At 42.5% G+C, this 22274-nt stretch carries 20 protein-coding genes; all 20 read right to left on the minus strand.

Annotated elements, in window-relative coordinates:
- Positions 1-23: 23 nt before the first annotated feature.
- Positions 24-557 carry a curlin gene (locus tag H5125_RS08380; RefSeq protein ID WP_101086824.1) on the minus strand — a complete coding sequence of 178 codons (534 nt, stop codon included), beginning with the start codon at positions 555-557 and terminating at the stop codon, positions 24-26.
- Between the two features lie 504 nt (positions 558-1061).
- Positions 1062-2852, minus strand: coding sequence for a bifunctional protein-serine/threonine kinase/phosphatase (locus tag H5125_RS08385; protein WP_259395419.1), 1791 nt, complete (start codon positions 2850-2852; stop codon positions 1062-1064).
- A gap of 115 nt (positions 2853-2967) precedes the next feature.
- The gene (locus H5125_RS08390; RefSeq protein ID WP_101086823.1) at positions 2968-4434 is read right to left on the minus strand and encodes a NarK family nitrate/nitrite MFS transporter; all 1467 of its coding nucleotides are present in this window, start codon (positions 4432-4434) and stop codon (positions 2968-2970) included.
- Positions 4435-4445: 11 nt separating this feature from the next.
- On the minus strand, positions 4446-4772 hold the full coding sequence (nirD, locus tag H5125_RS08395; protein WP_101086822.1) for a nitrite reductase small subunit NirD: 327 nt from the start codon (positions 4770-4772) through the stop codon (positions 4446-4448).
- The gene (nirB, locus tag H5125_RS08400) at positions 4769-7372 is read right to left on the minus strand and encodes a nitrite reductase large subunit NirB (RefSeq protein WP_101086821.1); all 2604 of its coding nucleotides are present in this window, start codon (positions 7370-7372) and stop codon (positions 4769-4771) included. Before nirB ends, nirD begins: the two co-directional genes overlap by 4 nt.
- Positions 7373-7614: 242 nt before the next feature.
- Positions 7615-8307, minus strand: coding sequence for an ANTAR domain-containing response regulator (locus H5125_RS08405; protein ID WP_182744007.1), 693 nt, complete (start codon positions 8305-8307; stop codon positions 7615-7617).
- On the minus strand, positions 8295-9515 hold the full coding sequence (locus H5125_RS08410) for a glycosyl transferase (RefSeq protein ID WP_182744008.1): 1221 nt from the start codon (positions 9513-9515) through the stop codon (positions 8295-8297). Before H5125_RS08410 ends, H5125_RS08405 begins: the two co-directional genes overlap by 13 nt.
- Complete coding sequence (cobA, locus tag H5125_RS08415) at positions 9508-10392, minus strand: uroporphyrinogen-III C-methyltransferase (protein ID WP_101086818.1); 885 nt, start codon at positions 10390-10392, stop codon at positions 9508-9510. The genes H5125_RS08410 and cobA overlap by 8 nt, the downstream gene beginning before the upstream one ends.
- Positions 10393-10432: 40 nt before the next feature.
- Positions 10433-13234: a molybdopterin-dependent oxidoreductase gene (locus tag H5125_RS08420; protein ID WP_182744009.1), complete on the minus strand. Its 2802-nt coding sequence runs from the start codon at positions 13232-13234 to the stop codon at positions 10433-10435.
- Between the two features lie 511 nt (positions 13235-13745).
- Complete coding sequence (gene cctA, locus H5125_RS08425) at positions 13746-14081, minus strand: tetraheme c-type cytochrome CctA (RefSeq protein ID WP_101086816.1); 336 nt, start codon at positions 14079-14081, stop codon at positions 13746-13748.
- A 406-nt stretch (positions 14082-14487) separates the two neighbouring features.
- The gene (locus tag H5125_RS08430; RefSeq protein ID WP_101086815.1) at positions 14488-15363 is read right to left on the minus strand and encodes an NAD(P)-dependent oxidoreductase; all 876 of its coding nucleotides are present in this window, start codon (positions 15361-15363) and stop codon (positions 14488-14490) included.
- Positions 15364-15376: 13 nt separating this feature from the next.
- The gene (locus tag H5125_RS08435; protein WP_011636973.1) at positions 15377-15865 is read right to left on the minus strand and encodes an acyl-CoA thioesterase; all 489 of its coding nucleotides are present in this window, start codon (positions 15863-15865) and stop codon (positions 15377-15379) included.
- A gap of 149 nt (positions 15866-16014) precedes the next feature.
- The gene (gene fabF / locus H5125_RS08440) at positions 16015-17253 is read right to left on the minus strand and encodes a beta-ketoacyl-ACP synthase II (RefSeq protein ID WP_182744010.1); all 1239 of its coding nucleotides are present in this window, start codon (positions 17251-17253) and stop codon (positions 16015-16017) included.
- Between the two features lie 162 nt (positions 17254-17415).
- Positions 17416-17649: an acyl carrier protein gene (gene acpP, locus H5125_RS08445; RefSeq protein WP_011496723.1), complete on the minus strand. Its 234-nt coding sequence runs from the start codon at positions 17647-17649 to the stop codon at positions 17416-17418.
- A 163-nt stretch (positions 17650-17812) separates the two neighbouring features.
- Positions 17813-18559, minus strand: coding sequence for a 3-oxoacyl-ACP reductase FabG (fabG, locus tag H5125_RS08450; protein ID WP_011636971.1), 747 nt, complete (start codon positions 18557-18559; stop codon positions 17813-17815).
- Between the two features lie 10 nt (positions 18560-18569).
- Positions 18570-19496 carry an ACP S-malonyltransferase gene (gene fabD / locus H5125_RS08455; protein WP_182744011.1) on the minus strand — a complete coding sequence of 309 codons (927 nt, stop codon included), beginning with the start codon at positions 19494-19496 and terminating at the stop codon, positions 18570-18572.
- Between the two features lie 34 nt (positions 19497-19530).
- Positions 19531-20490, minus strand: coding sequence for a beta-ketoacyl-ACP synthase III (locus tag H5125_RS08460; RefSeq protein WP_182744012.1), 960 nt, complete (start codon positions 20488-20490; stop codon positions 19531-19533).
- 8 nt (positions 20491-20498) lie between these two features.
- Positions 20499-21527: a phosphate acyltransferase PlsX gene (gene plsX, locus H5125_RS08465; protein WP_101086811.1), complete on the minus strand. Its 1029-nt coding sequence runs from the start codon at positions 21525-21527 to the stop codon at positions 20499-20501.
- Between the two features lie 15 nt (positions 21528-21542).
- Positions 21543-21713, minus strand: coding sequence for a 50S ribosomal protein L32 (rpmF, locus tag H5125_RS08470; RefSeq protein ID WP_011636967.1), 171 nt, complete (start codon positions 21711-21713; stop codon positions 21543-21545).
- 18 nt (positions 21714-21731) lie between these two features.
- The gene (gene yceD, locus H5125_RS08475; RefSeq protein ID WP_101086810.1) at positions 21732-22256 is read right to left on the minus strand and encodes a 23S rRNA accumulation protein YceD; all 525 of its coding nucleotides are present in this window, start codon (positions 22254-22256) and stop codon (positions 21732-21734) included.
- Positions 22257-22274 lie beyond the last annotated feature (18 nt).

The following is a 22274-nucleotide window of genomic DNA, read 5'->3' on the forward strand; positions in this document are numbered from 1 at the left end:
TTCCCTTCATTTTATTGAATAGATTAATTCCTTTGAGTTACGTTCACATTCTGTGTTGTCCCCCATTGAGTGACACCGACAGCATTTCCAAAACCGTATTGTTGGATCCGAATGGTATTATCATTACCAGTCTGATTAATGATAGCTAAGTTACTAATTCCAATTTGGCTAACGTCCATCAATAAATTGAAACCAACCTGACTTGCAATCACTTGGTTATTAAACCCTGATTGGTAAATATTGGCTTCAATATCACTTCCAGACTGGAGTACAGCAGCACCATTGAGAATGCCTTGTTGAGTGGAAGATATTTGATTGTTATTGCCTAATTGAATGGAATTGAAGCGATTATTGAATCCATTTTGATTTACGTTGATTGATAACTCATCACCATTTTGACTCACATTAGCTCTATTATTAATGCCAATATTGAGCTCATCTATGTCGCTTAGATCTTGTTGTCCTAAGCTAGAAAAAGATATTAGACATAATAAAAAAGCAAGAATTCCAGTTCTTACATTAAAGCGAAGTTTATGAGTACGCTTGTTAAAGATCATGCTCCCTGCCCCTTGGTTATTTCACGTCATAACATTCAATCGGCTTAATAACGTTTCTATTGATAGTGTCAATATTATGGCGCTGTCAAATGGTATTTGAATCATCCTCGAGTATTAAACCAACATAGACCTATAGGTTATATTAATTTCAGCCCCCTACTTTATTACTACACAAACATATAAGATGATGATTTATATTTATATTTTTAAATATGCAATTCTAACCTAGCTATAAATTAGTGAGACATTAATATGAGAATTATAGGAAGAGCCGATTCTCCCAAAGAACAAGAAATTAAATATATACAAATAATAAAAAAATTAGAGTTTCCCTTAAAGTATGTATTTTGAAAGAGTAAGATGATGAAAAAAATTCAAAAGTAGATATTACTAATTAGTTACTAATTAGTTACTAATTAAAAAAAATAAATTATTGATAATAAACAGAAAATATTTATAGTCTGTATATTTTAAGTAATATATATTTGAGAAAGCTCCTCATAATCAATTATTCAGCAAAGAAGCCACTAAACATATAAACAACACGATTGAAATCACTTGCCAAAAACGTACTGGGTTGCGAGTTATAATGGGCACATAATCATTTACTGTATGATTCGCTTTGGCAGTGGTTAATTGATGAATAAGCTCACAGGTATCCGCTTGGCGTAAATTAGGTTCTACATTGAGTGCTTTTTTTAATGCTACGTCAATCCACTCTGGCACCATTGGGTTTAATTTATGTACACTAATATATTCTAAACGTTGATAATCCTGCCGCGTTCGGCATTTCTCGAGTTTGCCTTTAAAAGGCAATTGCCCAGCCAACATCTCAAAAGCAATCACTGCAAGCGAAAATAAATCGGCACGACCATCGGCCTTATAACCCAGTATAACTTCAGGGGCGGTGTAATCAGCCGTACCCAAAATACGATCTCGAGTTAACGGACTACTAATTTCTGCCACTCCTTTGATATAACAAGAACCAAAATCGATGATTTTAACTACCCCTTCTCGGGTGATAAAAATATTATCCGGTTTTAAATCTTGATGCAGCGTTTCGCGACGGTGAAATGCTCTTATCCCTAATTCGATTTGTTTTAGCAACAGTAACACCTCTTCTACTGGGGCCTTTTTATGTTGAGTTAACCATTCACCTAAGCTTATCCCCGATAAAAACTCGGTGACATAATACAAAGCGGACTTTATGTTATGTTGCTCTACAACCTTAACGACATGAGCACTGCTAATACGCTGCCCTACCCAGCTCTCTAACATAAAGCGCTCTATGTAAGCGGCATCATCTATGTAATTGACGGAAGGTGTTTTCATGCAAAAGACTTGGTTTTGCCCATTGACGACTCTATACACTTGGCTGCGTTGTGATTGATGAAGTATATGAGTTACCTGATATCCATCAAGCTTCATTCCAACGCTAAGTGGGGGGGGGAATGGTTGACGCGACAAGCTTTGGTACACATCATCGATAGCTTGTTTAGGTAATTGTCTGACACTTAATAACTGCGCACTGAGATTATCTTTACTGCCTAAATCGAACGCCTTTTTATTCAACGCTAAGCAGAATTGTTCACACAAATCATCGCTAAGCGTTGGATGTTGCTGACAAAGAGCCGTCAACTTTCGGTGTATTTCAAATTCAGTGAGTACGTCATGAACTCCATCCGTTGTCAGTAAATAGAGGTCGTCAACTTCAACTGACAAGCTTTTATAGTCCACATCTAATTTAACGTCCATCCCCAATGCACGAGTAAGATATTGGTTTGATGAGTTAATATTAGTACTGTGATCATGAGTTAATTGCAGTAATTCGCCTCGGCGAAAACGATAAATACGTGAGTCGCCCACATGCAACATGTGCACTGAACAAGACTTAAATACCAATGCACTAAAGGTACATACAAAGCCACGTCTGGCATCACGATAGTCTTGCCCCAATCCATACAACCAACGGTTTAATGCTGTTAATACTTTGGTACTCGATGTTTGCACACTCCAAGTTTCTGGGGTGGAATAATAATCCGCAAGAAAATTACTGACACTAATGGCAGACGCATGAGCCCCACCTTCAGCGGTACTGACACCATCACTGATAACACTAACAACACCTTTCGACGTAAGTGGTATCCCTGAAGGAATACGAATACCTATGGCATCTTCATTTTGCAGTTTACGTCCTTTTTCAGAAGCTTGGCCTACAACAAGCTGCAAAGTTGCAGCAAAAGGAAGCATGGCATCTACACTATCCATCGTTTGTTCTAATGACTCTGAAGCCATAAAACCTCTCACTCTAAGATTAAGCTGCTTTATCAATATAAAAACTCAAATTGCTTAAACATAAACAATTTGAGTTTTTATGGCACTATGTTGCTCTGGCTACTTTACTCGAGCACTAACTTACGCTGATTAAAGTGACTTCGCCTTGATCGTTTACTTCAGCAATATGACCTTTGGGTTCTTTCATAAAAAATAATGTCACAAAACCAAATACGGCACTTATCGCAATCACATAAAAGAAAATTTGAGTGGATACGATAGAATATACGGTTAAGAAAAACACTGCACCGACGTTACCATAAGCCCCTGTCATACCCGCTATTTGCCCTGTTAAGCGACGCTTAATCAGCGGCACAGCAGCAAACACAGCCCCTTCGCCACCTTGAACAAAGAATGAACATGCCATAACGACTGCGACAGCCAAAGGTAATGACCATGACGAGTCGATTTGTGCTACCGACAAATAACCAATCGCTAACCCTGCAGTTAATATTAACAGGGTGGTTTTACGACCAAACTTATCACTTAACCAGCCACCGCCAGGACGAGACATTAAATTCATAAAGGCATAGCTTGATGCCAACATACCCGCTTGTGCCATGCCAAGCTCGAACGTTTCTGCAAAAAAGAGTGGCAACATCGATACCACGGCAAGCTCAGAGCCAAATGTAGTGAAATACAGCACATTCAATACAGCAACTTGCTTAAATTGATAGCGTTCAAACTCAGGTACTTCCATTGAAAACAAATGTTTATTCACTTGGTATGTTTGGTAAAAATCGAACAAGAACACCACCACCAACCCAAGATAAATAAGGTAGGTTGCATCTTGAGTAAACATACTCACACCTGCTGGAGACAGTTTCCAACCTAACAGCGCTAGCGTGGCATACATTGGCACCTTCATAATGATCAGTAACACATAGTCACTTTTACTGGTCACTTCTAAGCCGCCGCCCTTTTTGGGCTTAAAGTAAGTCGAACCTTTTGGGGTATCGGTCACATTGAAGTAATAAACAAATGCAAACAACAAACTCATTAAGCCGGTAATGCCAATGGCATAACGCCATCCGTCTGGGCCACCAAAAGCAAGTGCAACGGCAGGTAACGTAAAGGCTGCTGCAGCTGAACCAAAGTTACCCCATCCGCCATAAATGCCTTCTGCTGTACCTAACTCTTTTGCCGGAAACCATTCACTCACCATACGGATACCAACCACAAAACCAGCACCAATAAAGCCAATCAGAAATCGGGCTAAGGCTAACTGCTCAAAAGTGTCGGCTACCGCAAACATAAAACAAGGGATTGAACAGATACCCAATAAGGCAGAATAGGTGATCCTTGGACCATATTTGTCGGTTACCATACCAATGATAATCCGCGCCGGGATTGTTAATGCCACATTGAGGATCAACAAGGTCTTAATTTGTGATTTAGTCAGCCCTAAACTGTCGGCGATCACGCTAACAAGTGGCGCTGCGTTAAACCACACAACAAAGGTGATAAAAAACGCCATCCAACTTAAATGCATGATTTTCATCTTGCCGTGGAAACAGAAAATATTAAATTTTTCAGCACTCATATTGCACCCCTTTATGACTGAGCCAAGACAAAAACATTGCCTTGTTCAGTTTTAATTTCGAATGGTTTAACCACTAAATCAACATTTTCAATACAACGTCCACTATCCAAGCGGTAATGTTGTTTATAAAGCGGCGAAGCAACACAAAGCTCACCATCGATTTCACAAATAAGTCCTCGGGACAATAAACTCACACCACTGGCAGGATCTACATTATCAAGGGCAAATAAACCGTCATCCCCTAAATTGAAAATGGCAACCGCACGTCCTGCAACCCAAGCCGCTATTCCGGTGCCTTTTGGCATGCTTGCTTCGCTACACACATTGACCCAAATCATGCTAATTCCTCCACAGCGAGTTGTGCTGCATCGTCTGTAATATCGTTAATAGCTATCGTTCCTGCCCCTGCGTCTTTAATACTCGGGAAACGCTGCTCACGAATTCGTTGGTAAGCACTGGTATCTGCTTCTGGCGCATCATTTGGATTAACAAACTCATTAAAGCGCGCCAAAAAGGCCGGTTGTTCAAGGCTGGTTTTCCACTCACATTGGTATGTCGCGGCAATATGGTCCATCTGCTGCTCTAAGGTCGAGTTAATCCCCAACGCATCGTCAATAACAACTGATTTTAAATACGCTAGACCACCTTCTAATGAATCCATCCAAGTCGAGGTTCGTTGTAATTTGTCTGCAGTTTTGACATAGAACATCAAAATGCGATCGATATATTTATAGAGATCTTCAGTGGATAAATCAGTGGCAAACAAATCACCATGACGGGGGCGCATACCGCCATTGCCAGCAACATACAAGTTCCAACCTTTGTCGGTTGCGATAATGCCAATATCTTTGCTTTGTGCTTCAGCACATTCACGAGTACATCCAGAAACAGCAAATTTTAATTTATGTGGACTGCGTAAGCCCTTGTAACGGTTTTCTAAATCAATCGCGAAACCAACGGCGTCTTGCACCCCGTAACGACACCAAGTGCTGCCAACACAGGATTTTACCGTGCGCAATGATTTACCGTAGGCATGGCCTGTTTCAAAACCAGCATCAATGAGTTTTTTCCAAATTTCGGGTAGCTGCGATAACGTTGCGCCAAACATATCAATACGTTGGCCACCGGTTATTTTGGTATAGAGGTCATATTCTTGGGCAATTTGGCCCATGGCTATCAGCTTAGTTGGGGTAATTTCACCACCAGCGACTCGCGGCACAATAGAGTAAGTGCCGTCTTTTTGGATGTTGCCTAAGTAAGCATCATTGGTGTCTTGCAATTGCACATGACTGCTATCTTGATTCAACACATATTGGTTTTGTAAGCTAGCAAATATTGATGCGGCGGCAGGTTTACAAATATCACAGCCATATGTATGACCACTAGCTGAAGGTTTTCCATGCTGAGTGATTAAGGTATTAAAATCATTAATGCCTTCGACTTGACATAAGTGATACAAGGCTTGTCGGTCATGATCAAAATGGGCGCAAATTCCGGCATTAAAATCGAGCCCTGCAGCTTGCAAGGTTTGATCAATAATTTTTTGAACTAACGGCGCACAACCACCACAACCCGATGCCGCACGAGTACATACTTTAATCTCAGCTATTTTATGGTTGCCGGCGGTCACGGCCTCAACAATGTCGCCCTTGGTTACTTGATGACAAGAACACACTATAGAAGTGTCTTTTAAATCGGCTTCGTTTTCTGCACCGGCTAGCAATAACTCAACTGCGGAACCTTCAATCTCGTCTTGAGACAAATAGCTATCAAGCAAGCGGCTGTAATCGCTGTTATCACCAATCAGCACTGCACCTTTTAAAAATTTACCGGTTTCGTCTAACCATAATTTTTTATAAATACCCGCTTGGTTATCAGATAACTCAACAAACTGTGCGTTATCAAAACCACGGCTAGCACCAATAGCGGCCACATCAACACCCAATAATTTAAGTTTGGTACTCATGTCTGCGCCGGTAAATGACTGCGACACGCTATTAGATGTTAATGAAGCAATATGCGAAGCGACCACTCGGGCCATTTGGTAACCAGGTGCAACTAAACCAAATATTTTTTGTTGCCATAACGCACACTCACCGATGGCATAAACATCGGGCGCTGAGGTTAAACAGTAATCGTCAATTTCAATGCCGCCACGTTCACCGATACAGATATTTGAAACTCGAGCTAATGAATCTTGTGGACGAATACCGGCAGAAAACACAATCATGTCAGTTTCAAGATAAGACTCATCATTAAAGGTCATTCGGTGCATTGCCGTTTCACCGTCAATAATCGCAGTGGTGGCTTTTGAAGTATGTACACTCACGCCGAGCTGTTCAATTTTACTGCACAGTAATTCACCCGCTTTATCATTTAGCTGAACGGGCATCAATTGTGGTGCAAACTCAACAACGTGGGTTTTTACCCCGAGCTGCATCATGGCATTGGCGGCTTCTAAACCTAATAGTCCACCACCAACAACCACCCCAACTTGACTGTTTTGAGCTGCGGCCTGAATCGATTCAAGATCTTCAATGGTGCGATACACTAAGCATTGAGCACGATCGTTACCTTGTATCGGTGGCACAAATGGAAATGATCCCGTTGCAAGCACTAAGCGGGTGTAAGAATAATGATCACCTTGCGCGCTAGTCACCGTTTTGGCGGCAATATCAATTGCCGTAATAGGTGTGTTTAAGTGAAGCGTAATGCCCCAATCTTGATAATCTTGCGCGCTGGTTAACATCAGTGGATCGGCGCTACCGGTCTCGAAATATTTTGACAGCTGCACTCGGTCATAAGCTGGACGCGGCTCTTCACCAAACACGTGCACATCAAACGTTTTATTGAGACCTAAACTGCACACTTGCTCAATAAAATGATGACCAACCATGCCATTACCAACGACCACTAACTTGGGTTTTGAGACTGCCATATCCAACTCCTTCATGCCTTGGACCGTAAAAAGCAAAATGGCGCCAACTCCGCTTAAGGAGTTGGCGCCATTGCCTGTTGAGATCCAAATTTTTAAAATAAATTGTTGAGGTAAACGACCCCGTTAATTGCTGCCATTCACACTATCGTCAATCTGATACTTTATTCATTATATGTATTGTTTGCAGGCTCTATGCCAACTACAAAAAAGACTTAAACCATTGATTTATTAGCCTTAAAAAATCAACAGCCTTTACTAAACGCTCTACTGTTGTCCATCTTGGTCACAACCGCACCAAAGTGAGGCGCACCATCGTTGTTCACTGCGGTGTTTAGTGATTTTGACTTACCATGATGCTGAGTAACAATAGCAATAATTTGCGCTGACATTTGAGCTAATGACAAACCTTTTTGCATCGCTTGTTGTTGAATAATCTGGTGCGCTTTGGTTTCATCGAACCCTTGCTGCATAACGATAAGCTTGGCCTGACTAAGTAGTTTTATACTGCGGATTTCATCATCCAGTTTCTTAAATTCGGCGAGTGTTTTACTCGCTGCATTAAAACGTGCTTGGGCCAAACTAATGACACTGGTTAAACGATTAACACTTAACACCTCAGGAATAAAAGTGATGCGACCGCAATCAAGTAACTCGGTTAATGCTGTCTGCTGCCATGTTTTGGCATTGACAACTATCACCATTGGCTTATTGGTTAATGTACGCTGAATAAGTCCTTGGATTTGAGCGTGCAATGTGTCGGTTAATATCAACAAGGTATCAAATGTTTGTTGATGTAATCGTTGCTCAATTTGGCTCACAGAAGTTAACACAGTGACATGTCCAAACGCTGCCAAACAAGCTTGGTACTTTACAACTTCACAATCGACCACTGGCACAGCTGAAAAACTCAGGTCACAAAAAATTAAACTGCGCATAACCACTCCTCGTTCAGCCATTTGGCTAATGGATTGTCTGTTGAACTGAAGCGGTTTGCCCAACATTGTTGACTCAAGTAAACGGCTTGCTCCGCTGCCATAATCTTCTGTGAATTTGATTTTTGTGAAATGGATTCTGGTGAAATTGCTTCCGGTGGAATAATCGCTGTATTTAATTTGTGGTTAAGTAATAACAATACTGCAGCCAACGTTGCCGTCATACTGCTAAGCGCCTGCTCAATCATGGTGCGCGACATTAATGATGTCAGCGCATCAGCAGAAAAAGGCTCTTTTTCGCGCCATAACAGCGCAAGAATGTCGCTAGATAATTCAGCTTGACCCACTTTTGCACCAGAAAAGCCTTCTAATAACGTAGGGATAGATAAGCTCGATACCGCTATATTATCTGTCTGTCCGTTGACGACAGTTATCGTGGTAGCCACTCTTGGATTACACTCGGTTTCACCTTGTAAGCCTTTAAAAATAGCCACACTGCCGGCGTGATATTCGCTTTTCTCAAATAAAATTTCGCATATTCCTTGGTGTACCGCATCTAACCCAGGGTGAAAATAACTGCGAAGGCTTATTGGTGCATTAGTTGGGTTCATGCAACGCGCTGCGGTTTGAATCAAACTGCGTAGACCTAATTCTTGATGTAATTGACGACACTCATCTAACACTGGTGCTAAGTCACCCGCTCGAACATAAACAATATTATCTGACTGCAATGCCACTTTGGCCATTTGTGATGATGTACAACACGCAATATTAAGTGATGCTAAACATGATTCAACATGACGGCGATGAGGTAACGCTTGGCTGTCACCGTGTAACATCACCCGAATACCTTGTTTCGCCAATAACTTAGCAACCAGTAAAAGCCAAGGTAACTGTTCGCGCTTGCCCGCATACACAGGCCAATCGATATCAACCTCAAGCGAATGCCAACCTTTATCGACAGTGCGACGTAAGCCCGCCACCATCCCTGCTATTTCTTCAGTCGTTTCACCGCGCACGCGCATGAGCATCATGGCACTGGCCATTTGCACACGCGATACTTTTCCTTTGGCAAAACCTTCAAGCAGCAAGCAAGCCTCATCAAACGTTAATGCACGTGAGCCTTTTTCGCCCTTACCTAATGCTTTTATCAGCAAACGAAAGTCAAACTCATCCACGGATGTCAGCGTTAACTCACCAATTTTAGGCATATAAAGCCTCACGCCCATATTCAAATGAGGTTTGTGTTGCAGCGACATCAATATCGGCAAGCAAAGCATTCAGCTGTTGACCAACAGACACCACTTCACCAATGATGATTAACGTCGGCCCAGAGTCTTTAATGGTTAACGCGGCATCGGCCATAGAAGCGACTGTGGCATAAGTAACAATTTGATTCGGTCTTCCACCATTGGTAACAAATGCTACCGGCAGATTAGCGGCACTTTGAGCATCGAGTAACCCAATTGAAATGCTTGCCGCTTGTTCTTTACCCATATAAAACACCAAGGTTGATTGCGCTGCTAACAATGCTTGCCACTGCGTAGGTGCATTTGCATTATCGGCATCGGTCATTTTGGTGCCGGTGATCAGCGTAACACTGCGAGCCATACCACGATACGTTAATGGAATTCCGGTACTTGATGCACAACCTAACGCCGCGGTAACACCAGCAATAAATTGCGAACGGATACCATTTTGTGCAAGGTAAAGTGCTTCTTCTGCACCTCTACCAAAAATATGCGGATCGCCGCCCTTTAATCGCACCACTTTTAATCCTTGCTGCGCTAATGTCAGCAATAAGGCATTAATGTCGTCTTGCTTTTTACTCGGCTGACCACAGCGTTTACCCACAAAATGACGCTGACAAGTTGGCGTCACTAACGTCAAAATGTCACTACTGACCAGACTGTCGAACACCAACGCCTCAGCTTGTGCAACAATTCTAGCGGCCTTGAGCGTCATTAACTCTAATTGACCACAACCCGCACCGACAATAGCCACATCACCCGCGTGTAATTCATTCGCCGCATGTCCTAAAGTACTTATAGGTTGACGACCTTTTATCATTGCTTCTACGGTATTCATTAGGGTTGACGACCTTTTATCATTGCTTCTACGGTATTCATTAGGCTACGTCCTCTGCTACTGATGGTTGATGGTCAATGCCGGAATAAGATAAGGCGTCTTGCCAACTTTGCTTGGCACACTGCTTAACTTCACTATGACAACTGCCACATTGACGGCCGCAACCGAGTAATAACTGGGTGCTATCTAACGCCTGCTCAAAACTGATATTAGCTAAACCGTCACTCATCACTTGGTCGTTAAATTGTTGATTGATTTCGTCGTTAATGTTCGCTTCGGTTACCCCTGTACAAGCGCAGATTAACGGACTATTTCCGGCTTTTATTTGCTGATGTAGCTGCTTAATTAACTGTTTATCGACAGGCTTACCAATAAAATCATTCATCTGATATAGGGCCACATTGACTTGAGTATGAGACAAGACTTTTAATGCTTTAAGTAATCCTTTATCCATATTGCATTGGATATATAAAGGCTGGCCATCTACCGTTAAAGTCCACTTAAGTGAATGCACAGTCGCTTGATACGCAAAGCCGTCGTCGGTATCAGTAAAACCGATGTGATGACACACTCCGTTCTCTAGTGTTTGTGCAACTTGCCAACATAGCCCGTGAGCAGAAGAGTCGTGTTGACCAAAAACCACCCCTTGCAGCGCCAGTTCAACAGAGCTTAATGTCACAGGTTGACACTTAAACCCTGGTTGTTTTGATATTGGGTCGACGCGAGCATCTAATGCCTGATTCACGCCTTTGGTCAGCGAAAACTGCGCAGACCAATGCATTGACATCAAAGCCATATTTGTCGGTATGTCATCATCGACAACAGCGCGAGCCATCGTGAATGAGGCATGGGGAAAAAGGTCGGGGTTAGCGGTCTCTGTGGAGTATTGTTCAATTTGATTTTGAATAGCTTCAATGCGGACCAAGCCACCTTCGGTTAACGAGAATGCACTGAGTTGTGATGAATGCAGGTGAACGACAGGCTCAGGAATACTGGCTCGTAAGCTAGCAATATGTCCGGTGCGAGTCATGGTATGCCACTGATCTCGGCTGCGGCCAGTGTTTAATAACAAGGTGTTACTCGGTAATGATTGCTGCGATACATTAGCGGCAGGCGCAACAAACTGAGCTTTACCCGTCGCGGTAGCAAACTCTCCCTGGCTAAAAACTCGCACGTTTTGTTGACCAATTTGTGTCGCAGAAGCAATAGGCCATTGTGTCGGTGCTAGTGCATCATATTGCGCTTTGGATAAATCTGTTAGCCCAGTGAGATCAAACACCTTAGTCGGAAAAGCTTGTTTAACTCTAGCGGATAAAGCTGCAAACTCGCTAAAAACACTGGCATTGTCATCAAAATTAAAACCATCAAAGCCCATTTTGTTCGCGACTTGGCTAACCGCCCACCAATCAGGTTTAGCTTGGCCTTTAGCTGTGATAAAGCCACGTTGACGCGTAATAGTGCGCTCACTATTAGTGACGGTACCGCACTTTTCTGACCAGCCTTGAGCTGGGAGTAATACATCAGCAAGTTTGGCGGTATCAGAATCAGGGCTGATTTCAGACACCACCACAAAAGGACAATCGGCTAATGCTTGTGCTACTTTTTCACTGTTGGGCAAAGACACCACAGGATTGGTGCCCATAATCCAAATCGCTTTGATTTTACCTTCGGCAAGGGCATCAAACATCTCAACTGCTGCTAAACCTTTTTGATCTGCAACACTGTCAACTTGCCAAAAATCAGCTAATAACTGCTGCTCCGATTGTGAAAACCCCATATGACACGCTAACTGAGTGGCTAACCCACCGACCTCACGGCCGCCCATGGCATTGGGCTGCCCTGTTAACGAAAAGAATCCACAGCCAGCTTGACCGATGTGTCCTAACGCGAGGTGACAATTAATCATCGCATTGGTTGCATCGGTGCCAATGGTTGACTGATTAACCCCCTGACAAGATGCCGTAAGTACTTTTTTATTGTTGGCTACAAGTTGATAGAATTGCGTTAGCTGAGTGACTGAAACACCGACTTGTGTGGCAAGATCGGCTAAATTGACACTTAATTGTTGCGCCTGCAAAACCACGGTATCGAAGCCTTCTGTGTGTGTGGCAATGTACGCATGGTCGACACAATTTTGATCGGCTAAATAACCGAGTAAGCCATGAAATAATGTTAAATCAACGCCCGGTTTAATGGCTAAATGTAAATCTGCTTGTTTTGCTGTGGCTGTTGATAACGGGTCGATTACCACTAAACGAGCATTATTGATTTTTTTTGCGGCTAAAATCCGTTGAAAAAGAACGGGATGAGTCCAAGCAGTATTGGCCCCTACAAGCACAATCACATCAGCTTGCTCTAGGTCGTCGTAACAACCAGGTACAACATCTTCACCAAAGGCGCGTTGCATCGCACTCACCGCTGACGACATGCATAACCGTGAATTAGTATCGACGTTGGCTGTCTTTAAAAAGCCTTTGGCAAACTTGTTGGCTACATAATAATCTTCAGTGAGTAATTGCCCTGATAGATAAAGCGCAACAGAGTCTGGGCCGTGCTCAGCAATGGTTTGCGCAAATGTATCGGCAATCAAGGTGCTAGCACGGTCCCAATCAAGTGGCATACCAGATCGTAGTTTAGGGTAACGCAGTACATTCGGTTGGGCTAAACTGTCGAGTAAGCGTTCGCCTTTGGCACATAAATGACCATAGTTAGCCGGATGCATGTTATCGCCGACTAATTCTAAATCTACAGCATCGATATCGGTCCAATCCGCTTTATTTGAAGACACGCTAATGCCGCATCCGACACCACAATAAGCACAACTAGATTGGATTGCTGACATACATCTACCCTTTCACATTAACGATTACATAATTGAAATACTGCGAAAGATGTGCCAAAAAAATAACTTACTGATTTACAATAGAAATAGAAAATACCTAGGTATTTTAAAACAACATTTGTGCAACAAAAGTGCGCAGCCTGCGCCCTTATGTTGCGCATCTACTTGAAAATAAAAGAATTTAAATACCTAAAAAGAGGTATGCCACTGCAAGTGAAAACGTTTTATATATCTGTTTCACTCAGCCTCATGATTTTCTAACTTGACGAATTAACGTTAAATGATGAATTTCTTCAAAGCATGTTAAAGGTTGAGGTGAGACAATTAATACACGAGGGTGAGATATTTTATTAGACTGACTAAAATTCGCTGCATCATCTAATAAGAGCAAGTTTGTATACAAATTGATTCAATTGACTAGTGCACTTTATGCGGAAGATCGTAAAGAATGATGGGGATATTAAAACAAAATACCGACATTACGTCGGTATTTTTCAGCTACTAAAATACTTTATTTAGCAACACGGCCATCATCGTGGCATGTATCACATGTTGGCATTTCGCCTACTTTAGCTTCATGTGGTGCATGACAATCTGCGCACATTAAAATACCATCATGCGGCTTATGGTTATCATCCATTTCGGCAAGTGTACCATGGCAACTTTGACATTGTTCAAATTCATAAGCGCCATCTTTTGATGGTTCGCCATCAGCGTGACAGTTTTCACAGCCACCCATTTCAACGTGAAACTCTGCGAGGGTCTCATCAGCAGCAAATGATGCAGAAGACATCATCATTACCGCGAAACCAGCCGCAAACAATGCACTCAGTAGTTTATTGCTCACTATTCATTCCTCCAATTTTAGTGTGTGTCCGCATTCTTTTATCTGACACGGATCATCACACTGCAGCACGACACTTTGCTTAAGGGTTATTTAACAACTTTGTTTATAGACCGTTTATCAAAAAATTTATAAACAATCTCAAATTGACTGACAATATAAACGTAGTTAATCAATCCACTTTAAGCAAAATTAATTTAGATTAAACAATAATAGCAGCGATAATTAGATGAAGATGTGCGCTATATCATGTAACTCGATGGTTTTTAGTCAATAAATCAACTTAAGATCAGAAAGCAGCTAATAAAGCAAAGGCTAATGTTTGTAGGTTTATAGCCAATAAAAAAGCCCCAATCTATATTGGGGCTACATTCTCGCAATAATATGTTACAAGCACTGTGTGTTGATATTAACTGCGCGACTTTTCTAAGCGGGCAAGTAAGCTAGAGGTATCCCAGCGATTACCTTTCATTGCTTGAACTTCTGAATAAAACTGATCAACTAATGCTGCCACCGGTAAATGGCTACCATTACGACGAGCTTCGTCTAATGCAATACCCAAATCTTTGCGCATCCAATCGATAGCAAACCCGAAATCATATTGACCTTGCCACATAGTTTGATAGCGATTTTCCATCTGCCAGCTTTGTGCCGCACCTTTGCTGATCACTTCAATCACTTTTAAGCCATCTAAGCCCGCACTCTTAGCAAAATGAAGTCCCTCAGCTAGACCTTGCACTACACCAGCAATACAAATTTGATTAACCATTTTAGTCAACTGCCCAGAACCAACTGGCCCTAACAGTTCAGCGCAGCGGCTGTATGCCGCAATAACAGGTTTAACGGTATCAAAATGAGTCTGTTCGCCACCCATCATCACTGTTAACGCACCATTTTCTGCTCCAGCTTGACCACCAGATACAGGCGCATCTAAAAAGGCAATCTGAAGTGGCTCTATGTGCGCAGCAATTTCACGCGCGACATCAGCAGAAGCCGTAGTATGATCAACCAAAATAGCACCTGCATGCATACCATGAACAACACCTTGCTCACCTAGTACGACCTGACGTAAGTCATCATCATTACCCACACAGGTAAAAACAATGTCTTGGCCTTTGGCGGCATCTTTTGGTGTATCGGCCTTCTTACCACCATATTGTTCAACCCACTGAGCCGCTTTAGCCCCTGTACGGTTATACACAGTAACGTCATGACCCTGTTTAACCAAATGTCCCGCCATCGGGAACCCCATAACGCCTAAACCAATAAATGCTACCTTGGCCATGATTTCCCCTTATTTATTCAACTGAAGGTTTAACGTGAGCTTCCATTTCGGCACCGATACGCTTACGCATATCCATTAGTCTCAATGCACTATCACGTAAGCGAACATCATCGGCAGTAGCTGGTATCCACTCAGGAACCGATGTGGGATGACCTTCATCATCAACGGCTACCATGATAACGATACAGTGTGTCGTCAGATGACGTTCAGACTCTTTAGGATCGCCCGCCTTTACATCAATCGCAATATGCATAGACGTTGTACCGGTATAAATAACTTTACCAGTCACTTCAACAATATTACCCACATGGATAGGCTTAACAAATCGAATGCCGCCTGCATACACAGTAATACAATATTTACCGCTCCAGCCTGCTGCTGCTGCATAAGCGGCTAAATCGATCCATTTCATTACTGCACCGCCGTGAACCTTACCGCCAAAATTGACGTCTGCAGGTTCGGCCAAAAAACGTAATGTAAGTTGTCTATCTTTACCGGCCATAATAGATCCTATTAGATAAATGTCATTACTTATCAGTCTACGCTAAATCATCATTTAGCGTAGACTGATAAGTACTAATGTGACAAAAAAACAAACCAAATAAATAAAAAAGGGAAGATTTTCATCTTCCCTTATTGGCATTAACTCGATTAAATTCTCTTAAACAGTAACGAACCGTTTGTGCCACCAAAACCAAATGAATTACATAAGGCATAGTCAAACTGATGACGACGTGAGGTATGAGCAACAAAATCTAAGTCGCAACCTTCGTCTGGGTTATCTAAGTTGATTGTTGGCGGTACGTGCTGATCACGCAGTGCAAGCAAAGTAATAATGGCTTCAACAGCGCCAGCTGCGCCCAACAAATGTCCAGTCATTGATTTAGTTGAACTTACAAGTACCTCGTAGGCATGTGGTCCAAACACCGATTTAACTGCTGCAGCTTCTGCTTTATCACCCGCATGAGTTGAGGTGCCATGTGCATTGATGTAACCCACAAGCTCTTTGTCAATTTGGGCATCATTAATGGCGTTAACCATTGCAGCTGCGGCACCAGCACCATCACTTGGAGGTGATGTCATGTGAAATGCATCGCCGCTCATACCAAAACCAACTAACTCACCGTAAATTTTAGCACCACGAGCTTTAGCTCGTTCATACTCTTCCATCACAATAACCCCGGCGCCATCGCCAATAACAAAGCCATCACGGTCTTTGTCCCAAGGGCGACTTGCTGCTGTTGGATTGTCATTACGAGTCGATAATGCTTTAGCAGCACTAAAACCTGCAACGCCTAATGGGCTAGTAACATCTTCTGCGCCACCAGCTACCATCACATCAGCATCACCGTAAGCAATGGTACGTGCTGCAAAACCAATATTGTGTACACCCGTTGTACAGGCTGTAGTCACAGCAAAATTAGGACCTGTCATGCCATACATAATCGACAAGTTTCCGGCTATCATATTGATAATGGTGCTTGGCACAAAAAATGGCGACACTTTACGTGGTCCACCATTTAATAATGCAGAATGGCCTTGTTCAATCAACCACATACCACCCATACCAGAACCAATAGCAGTACCTATTCGAGCTGGATTTTCTTGGCTCATATCTAAGCCTGAATCTTTTACTGCTTGAATACCCGCAGCCATGCCGTATTGGATAAATAAATCCATTTTACGAGCTTCTTTTTTGGTTAGGTATTGTTCGACGTCAAAATCTTTCACAGAGCCACTGAAACGAGTACCAAATTCACTAGCATCAAACTTAGTGATTGGAGCTATACCACTCTTACCAGCCAATAAGGCATTCCAAGTAGACTCGACATCATTACCCACAGGAGTCACAAGACCAAGACCTGTGATGACGACACGACGTTTAGACATGATATTCACCTTTAAATAAAATCTGCCACGATGCCATTATTGCGATTTAGCTAAAGAAGTATAAGGAGGGATGTTCTAATGCAATTAAATGGAACGAGCGTTTACAAATGCTTTAAACAAAAACAGGCGGCATAAATGCCGCCTGTTTTTGTGAATTCTTGATTACTGATTCTTAGAAACGTAATCGATCGCTGCTTGAACAGTAGTGATCTTTTCAGCTTCTTCGTCAGGGATCTCGGTATCAAACTCTTCTTCTAGAGCCATAACCAATTCAACAGTGTCTAGAGAATCAGCGCCTAAATCGTCTACAAAAGAAGCAGCTGATTTAACGTCTTCTTCTTTAACGCCAAGTTGTTCGATGATGATTTTCTTTACACGTTCTTCGATGTTGCTCATTAGTTTTCTTTCCTATTCAAATTACGCACTTGCGTAAGATTGCGAGTAGTTTATTCGAATTAGATAACAATGCAAGCTTAGATTTTGTGGTCTAACCACAAAAATTAACATTGAATTGTCACTAACACTGACTCAAATGAAGGTAGTTACCTACCTATCGCCCTTAAACCATGTACATACCGCCATTCACATGCAATGTTTCGCCTGTGATGTAAGCGGCTGAATCCGAGGCCAAAAACAATACTGCATTGGCAATTTCTTGTGCTTGCCCTAATCGTTCCATCGGAACTTGCGACATAATAGCTTGTTGCTGCTCAACTGTCAGCTCATCTGTCATGTCTGTCTGAATAAATCCAGGTGCAATAGCATTCACTGTTATTTGACGAGATGCAACCTCTCTTGCAAGAGATTTTGTAAATCCGATCAAACCAGCTTTAGCAGCCGAGTAATTTACTTGGCCAGCGTTGCCCATTGTACCTACTACAGAACCGATACTGATAATACGTCCGAAACGTTTTTTCATCATAGATCGCATTACTGGTTTAGACAATTTAAATAATGAAGTCAAATTAGTGTCAATAATATCTTGCCACTCATCATCTTTCATCCGCATTAATAAATTATCACGGGTAATACCCGCATTGTTGATAAGAATATCAACTTCACCTGCTTTTTCTTTGATCTGGCTATATAAATCAGCAACAGATTGAGAGTCAGTGACATTTAACACCATCCCAAAGCCTTTGTCACCTAGGTATGCTTGAATCGCCGCTGCACCTTTTTCACTGGTTGCCGTACCGATAACCATCGCGCCAGCTTGTACCAATGATTCAGCAATCGCACGCCCAATACCGCGACTAGCGCCTGTCACTAAAGCAACTTTACCGTCTAAATTAATGCTAAAGCTCATATCAACTCCTTTATTCGACTAATGCTGCAAATGAAGCAACATCATTGACCGCTTGAGCGGATATCGATTTATTAATTCTTTTTGTTAAACCGGTTAATACTTTACCCGGTCCACACTCTATTAATTTTGTAACACCTTGTGTCGCCATAAATTCAACAGACTCGCTCCAACGCACTGGGCAATATAACTGACGCACTAATGCATCTTTAATTGCCTGTGAATCTGTCGGCATGGCCACATCAACATTGTTGACGACATTAATGGTAGGCTCTGAGAATGTCACTTCAATTAACGCTTTAGCGAGTTCATCAGCGGCTGGCTTCATTAGTGCACAATGTGACGGTACACTCACAGGTAATGCTACTGTCATTTTTGCCCCTGCAGCTTTACATGCAGCTGCAGCGCGTTCAACAGCCGCTTTCTCACCGGCTATCACAACTTGACCTGGGCTGTTGTAGTTAACAGGGCTTACCACGCTACCTTCAGCAGACTCTGCGCATGCTTTAGCAATAGCAGCATCATCAAGACCAATAATGGCAAACATGGCACCTGAGCCCGCTGGCACAGCTTGTTGCATTAACTTTCCGCGTAGTTCAACTAATTTAACTGCATCAATAAATTCAATCACACCTGCGCAAACTAAAGCAGAATACTCTCCAAGGCTGTGACCTGCTAATAAAGAAGGCATGGGCTTGTTAGATGCTTGATATGCACGCCAAATAGCTACGCTTGCCGTAAGCAATGCAGGCTGGGTTTTATCTGTTTCATTCAAGGTCTCAGCTGGACCATTGGCAACAAGATCCCATAAATCATAACCTAACGCTTCACTCGCTTCAGCAAAGGTTTGTCCAATAATGACATGAGTTTGAGCCAATTCCGCTAACATTCCTACAGCCTGTGAACCTTGGCCAGGAAATACAAAAGCAACATTTTCCATAAACGCTTACCTGTATAAAAAATTAATTTGAAAATTAAAAACGAACTAAAGCACTGCCCCAAGCAAAACCACCGCCAAATGCTTCGAGTAGTAATAAATGTCCACGCTGAATTCGACCATCGCGTACCGCTTCATCTAATGCAATAGGCACTGAGGCCGCTGAAGTATTACCGTGTTTAGCCAATGTCAACACGACTTTATCAAGACTCATGTGCAACTTTTTAGCTGTGGCATTAATAATGCGGAAATTAGCCTGATGCGGCACTAGCCAATCAATTTCTGATTTATCGACATTATTAAGACGCAAAGTTTCGGTGACCACATTAGACAACTGCGTAACCGCAACTTTAAACACATCGTTGCCTTTCATCGTCATAAAACCAACGGCTTCAGAACTTTCATTAGCACGAGGAGGGAAAGAGCATTTTAATAAATCCCCTTGGCTGCCATCAGCATAGATATGCGTCGCAATGATACCTGGAGTATCACTAACACCAATAATCGCGGCGCCGGCACCATCGCCAAATAAAATGACGGTAGAGCGATCAGCAGGATCGCACATCCGTGACAATACGTCAGAACCTATAACCAGTACTTTTTTAGCAGAACCCGTTTTTACGAATTGATCCGCAACCGATAGTGCATAAATAAATCCAGAACACGCGGCAGCAATATCAAAGGCAGGGATATTTTTGACGCCTAATAAGGCTTGAATTTCGCATGCAGCTGCAGGAAATGCGTTTGATGCACTGGTGGTTCCACAAACAATCATATCAAGATCGCTTGCTTCGATCCCTGCCATTTCAAGCGCTTTTAGTGCCGCTTGATAACCCATTGTTGAAACCGATTCATCTGATGCAGCAATGCGCCGCTCAGAAATACCGGTTCGGTCAACAATCCATTGGTCACTGGTTTCAACCATTTTTTCGAGATCTTGATTGCTACGAACTTGCACAGGTAGATAGCTACCTGTTCCGAGAATTTTTGTGTGCATATATGAGATCAGCTATTGATGTCTAAAAGAATCGACTCCAAACGATCTTTAATCATTTCAGGAAGACGACGTTTTGCTTCTGTTGCTGCTAAATTTAATGCTTGTAAAAATGCAGCTTCATCCGCGTTACCATGACTCTTTACTACTATTCCGCGCAATCCTATCAGACTTGCACCGTTATAGTGGTCGGGGTTCATCTTACTGAGTACTGCTTGTATGCGTGGAGCGATGAGTTTGGAGAGTAAACGAACAAAAAAACCGTCATTTAAGCCGCGTTTTAATTGATGTACTAACAGTTTTGCGATGCCTTCAGAAGTCTTTAAGGTGATATTACCGACAAAGCCATCACAAACAATGACATCCACATTACCAGTGTAAATTTCATCGCCTTCAACAAAGCCGATATAATTAACTTGTTCGGTGTGTTGTAAAATTTGTCCGGCCTGTTGAACCTGGTCGTTACCTTTAATGGCTTCAATACCGACATTAAGCAAAGCGACTTTGGGACGGGATTTCTTATGGACAGCTTCACATAAGACAGACCCCATAATAGCAAACTGGAATAAGGTCTCGGAATCACAAGATACATTAGCCCCTAAATCCAGCAGATAAACGGGCTTGCCAGTCATTGCAGGTAAACAAGAAACCAGTGCGGGTCTATCAATACCCGGTAATGTTTTTAATAGCACCTTAGCCATCGCCATCAACGCACCAGTATTACCAGCGCTAACGCAGGCCTCGGCTTTTCCGTCACGTACCAGTTCAAGCGCTATTCTCATAGAACTGTTTTTACGCGAACGCAAAGCATGAATGGGCCTATCGCACATTGTCACGACTTCAGTAGTGTGGATTATTTCAATTCTGGATAAATCAGCTGAGTGAGCTTGGGGGAGGTATTTTTCTATTTCGGTTTTATTACCAACCAAAATAATATTTAAAGAGGTATGAAATTTCAGTGCCTGCATCGCTGCAGGCACTGTCACGTGGGGACCGTGATCGCCCCCCATCGCATCTAACGCAAGCGTCAGATTTGTCATCAGATAATCAACAAATTACTTGTTGATAACCTTTTTACCGCGGTAAAAACCATCAGCAGTCACGTTGTGACGTAGATGTAATTCACCGCTAGTTGCGTCTACTGATAATTGAGCAGTGCTCAATGAATCATGTGAACGACGCATGCCGCGCTTTGAACGTGATTTTTTATTCTGTTGTACAGCCATTGGACCTGTCTCCTACGATTACTTGCTCTTCAGTTTTTCTAACACTGCAAACGGATTTGGACGCTCCTCATGAGCGGGTTCGATCTCGCCTACAACTATATCTTTCGATCCAGACTTACAACTATTATCATCGTGCATCGGGATGATAGGCATAGCGACTATCAATTCATCTTCAATCAATTGATGCAGACGTACTTCACCAATCTCATTACACTCAATTGGATCATACGCATCCGGGAGCTCATCGATTTCTGCCTCAGTCTTACAAGGACTAAAACAAAAGTCGACCGTAACCTCAGTAGTAAATTGTGTCATGCAACGTTGACATAGCAGAGTGAGCTCCGTCACAGCCTTCCCGCGAAGGTAGACTATCCCCTGTAAATCGACGCCACATTCCAACGACACAACTACGTCGGAACAGTCGCCGGCACATAACTCGCTTAATCGCTTAAGTTGCTTACCTAAAATGGTACCTTCATATCGAAGGCCGCTAGAGGCAGCGCGTATAGGATCAATTGAAACCGGTATCTTTACTGTTTGCATAAGGCGCGCATATTATAG

It is taken from the genome of Shewanella sp. SR44-4 (assembly GCF_014163715.1).
In the GTDB taxonomy this organism is placed as follows: Bacteria; Pseudomonadota; Gammaproteobacteria; order Enterobacterales; family Shewanellaceae; genus Shewanella.

What these genes read in the sequence shown, in the direction of transcription:
- H5125_RS08385 (WP_259395419.1), bottom strand. Translation starts at nt 2,852, where the DNA reads ATGGCTTCAGAGTCATTAGAACAAACGATGGATAGTGTAGATGCCATG.
- H5125_RS08390 (WP_101086823.1), bottom strand. Translation starts at nt 4,434, where the DNA reads ATGAGTGCTGAAAAATTTAATATTTTCTGTTTCCACGGCAAGATGAAA.
- plsX (WP_101086811.1), bottom strand. Translation starts at nt 21,527, where the DNA reads ATGACAAATCTGACGCTTGCGTTAGATGCGATGGGGGGCGATCACGGT.
- yceD (WP_101086810.1), bottom strand. Translation starts at nt 22,256, where the DNA reads ATGCAAACAGTAAAGATACCGGTTTCAATTGATCCTATACGCGCTGCC.
- acpP (WP_011496723.1), bottom strand. Translation starts at nt 17,649, where the DNA reads ATGAGCAACATCGAAGAACGTGTAAAGAAAATCATCATCGAACAACTT.
- H5125_RS08430 (WP_101086815.1), bottom strand. Translation starts at nt 15,363, where the DNA reads ATGGCCAAGGTAGCATTTATTGGTTTAGGCGTTATGGGGTTCCCGATG.
- nirB (WP_101086821.1), bottom strand. Translation starts at nt 7,372, where the DNA reads ATGGCAGTCTCAAAACCCAAGTTAGTGGTCGTTGGTAATGGCATGGTT.
- H5125_RS08435 (WP_011636973.1), bottom strand. Translation starts at nt 15,865, where the DNA reads ATGGCCGGTAAAGATAGACAACTTACATTACGTTTTTTGGCCGAACCT.
- H5125_RS08410 (WP_182744008.1), bottom strand. Translation starts at nt 9,515, where the DNA reads ATGCCTAAAATTGGTGAGTTAACGCTGACATCCGTGGATGAGTTTGAC.
- H5125_RS08420 (WP_182744009.1), bottom strand. Translation starts at nt 13,234, where the DNA reads ATGTCAGCAATCCAATCTAGTTGTGCTTATTGTGGTGTCGGATGCGGC.
- fabF (WP_182744010.1), bottom strand. Translation starts at nt 17,253, where the DNA reads ATGTCTAAACGTCGTGTCGTCATCACAGGTCTTGGTCTTGTGACTCCT.
- H5125_RS08380 (WP_101086824.1), bottom strand. Translation starts at nt 557, where the DNA reads ATGATCTTTAACAAGCGTACTCATAAACTTCGCTTTAATGTAAGAACT.
- H5125_RS08460 (WP_182744012.1), bottom strand. Translation starts at nt 20,490, where the DNA reads ATGCACACAAAAATTCTCGGAACAGGTAGCTATCTACCTGTGCAAGTT.
- rpmF (WP_011636967.1), bottom strand. Translation starts at nt 21,713, where the DNA reads ATGGCTGTACAACAGAATAAAAAATCACGTTCAAAGCGCGGCATGCGT.
- H5125_RS08405 (WP_182744007.1), bottom strand. Translation starts at nt 8,307, where the DNA reads ATGCGCAGTTTAATTTTTTGTGACCTGAGTTTTTCAGCTGTGCCAGTG.
- fabD (WP_182744011.1), bottom strand. Translation starts at nt 19,496, where the DNA reads ATGGAAAATGTTGCTTTTGTATTTCCTGGCCAAGGTTCACAGGCTGTA.
- fabG (WP_011636971.1), bottom strand. Translation starts at nt 18,559, where the DNA reads ATGAGCTTTAGCATTAATTTAGACGGTAAAGTTGCTTTAGTGACAGGC.
- nirD (WP_101086822.1), bottom strand. Translation starts at nt 4,772, where the DNA reads ATGATTTGGGTCAATGTGTGTAGCGAAGCAAGCATGCCAAAAGGCACC.
- cobA (WP_101086818.1), bottom strand. Translation starts at nt 10,392, where the DNA reads ATGAATACCGTAGAAGCAATGATAAAAGGTCGTCAACCTATAAGTACT.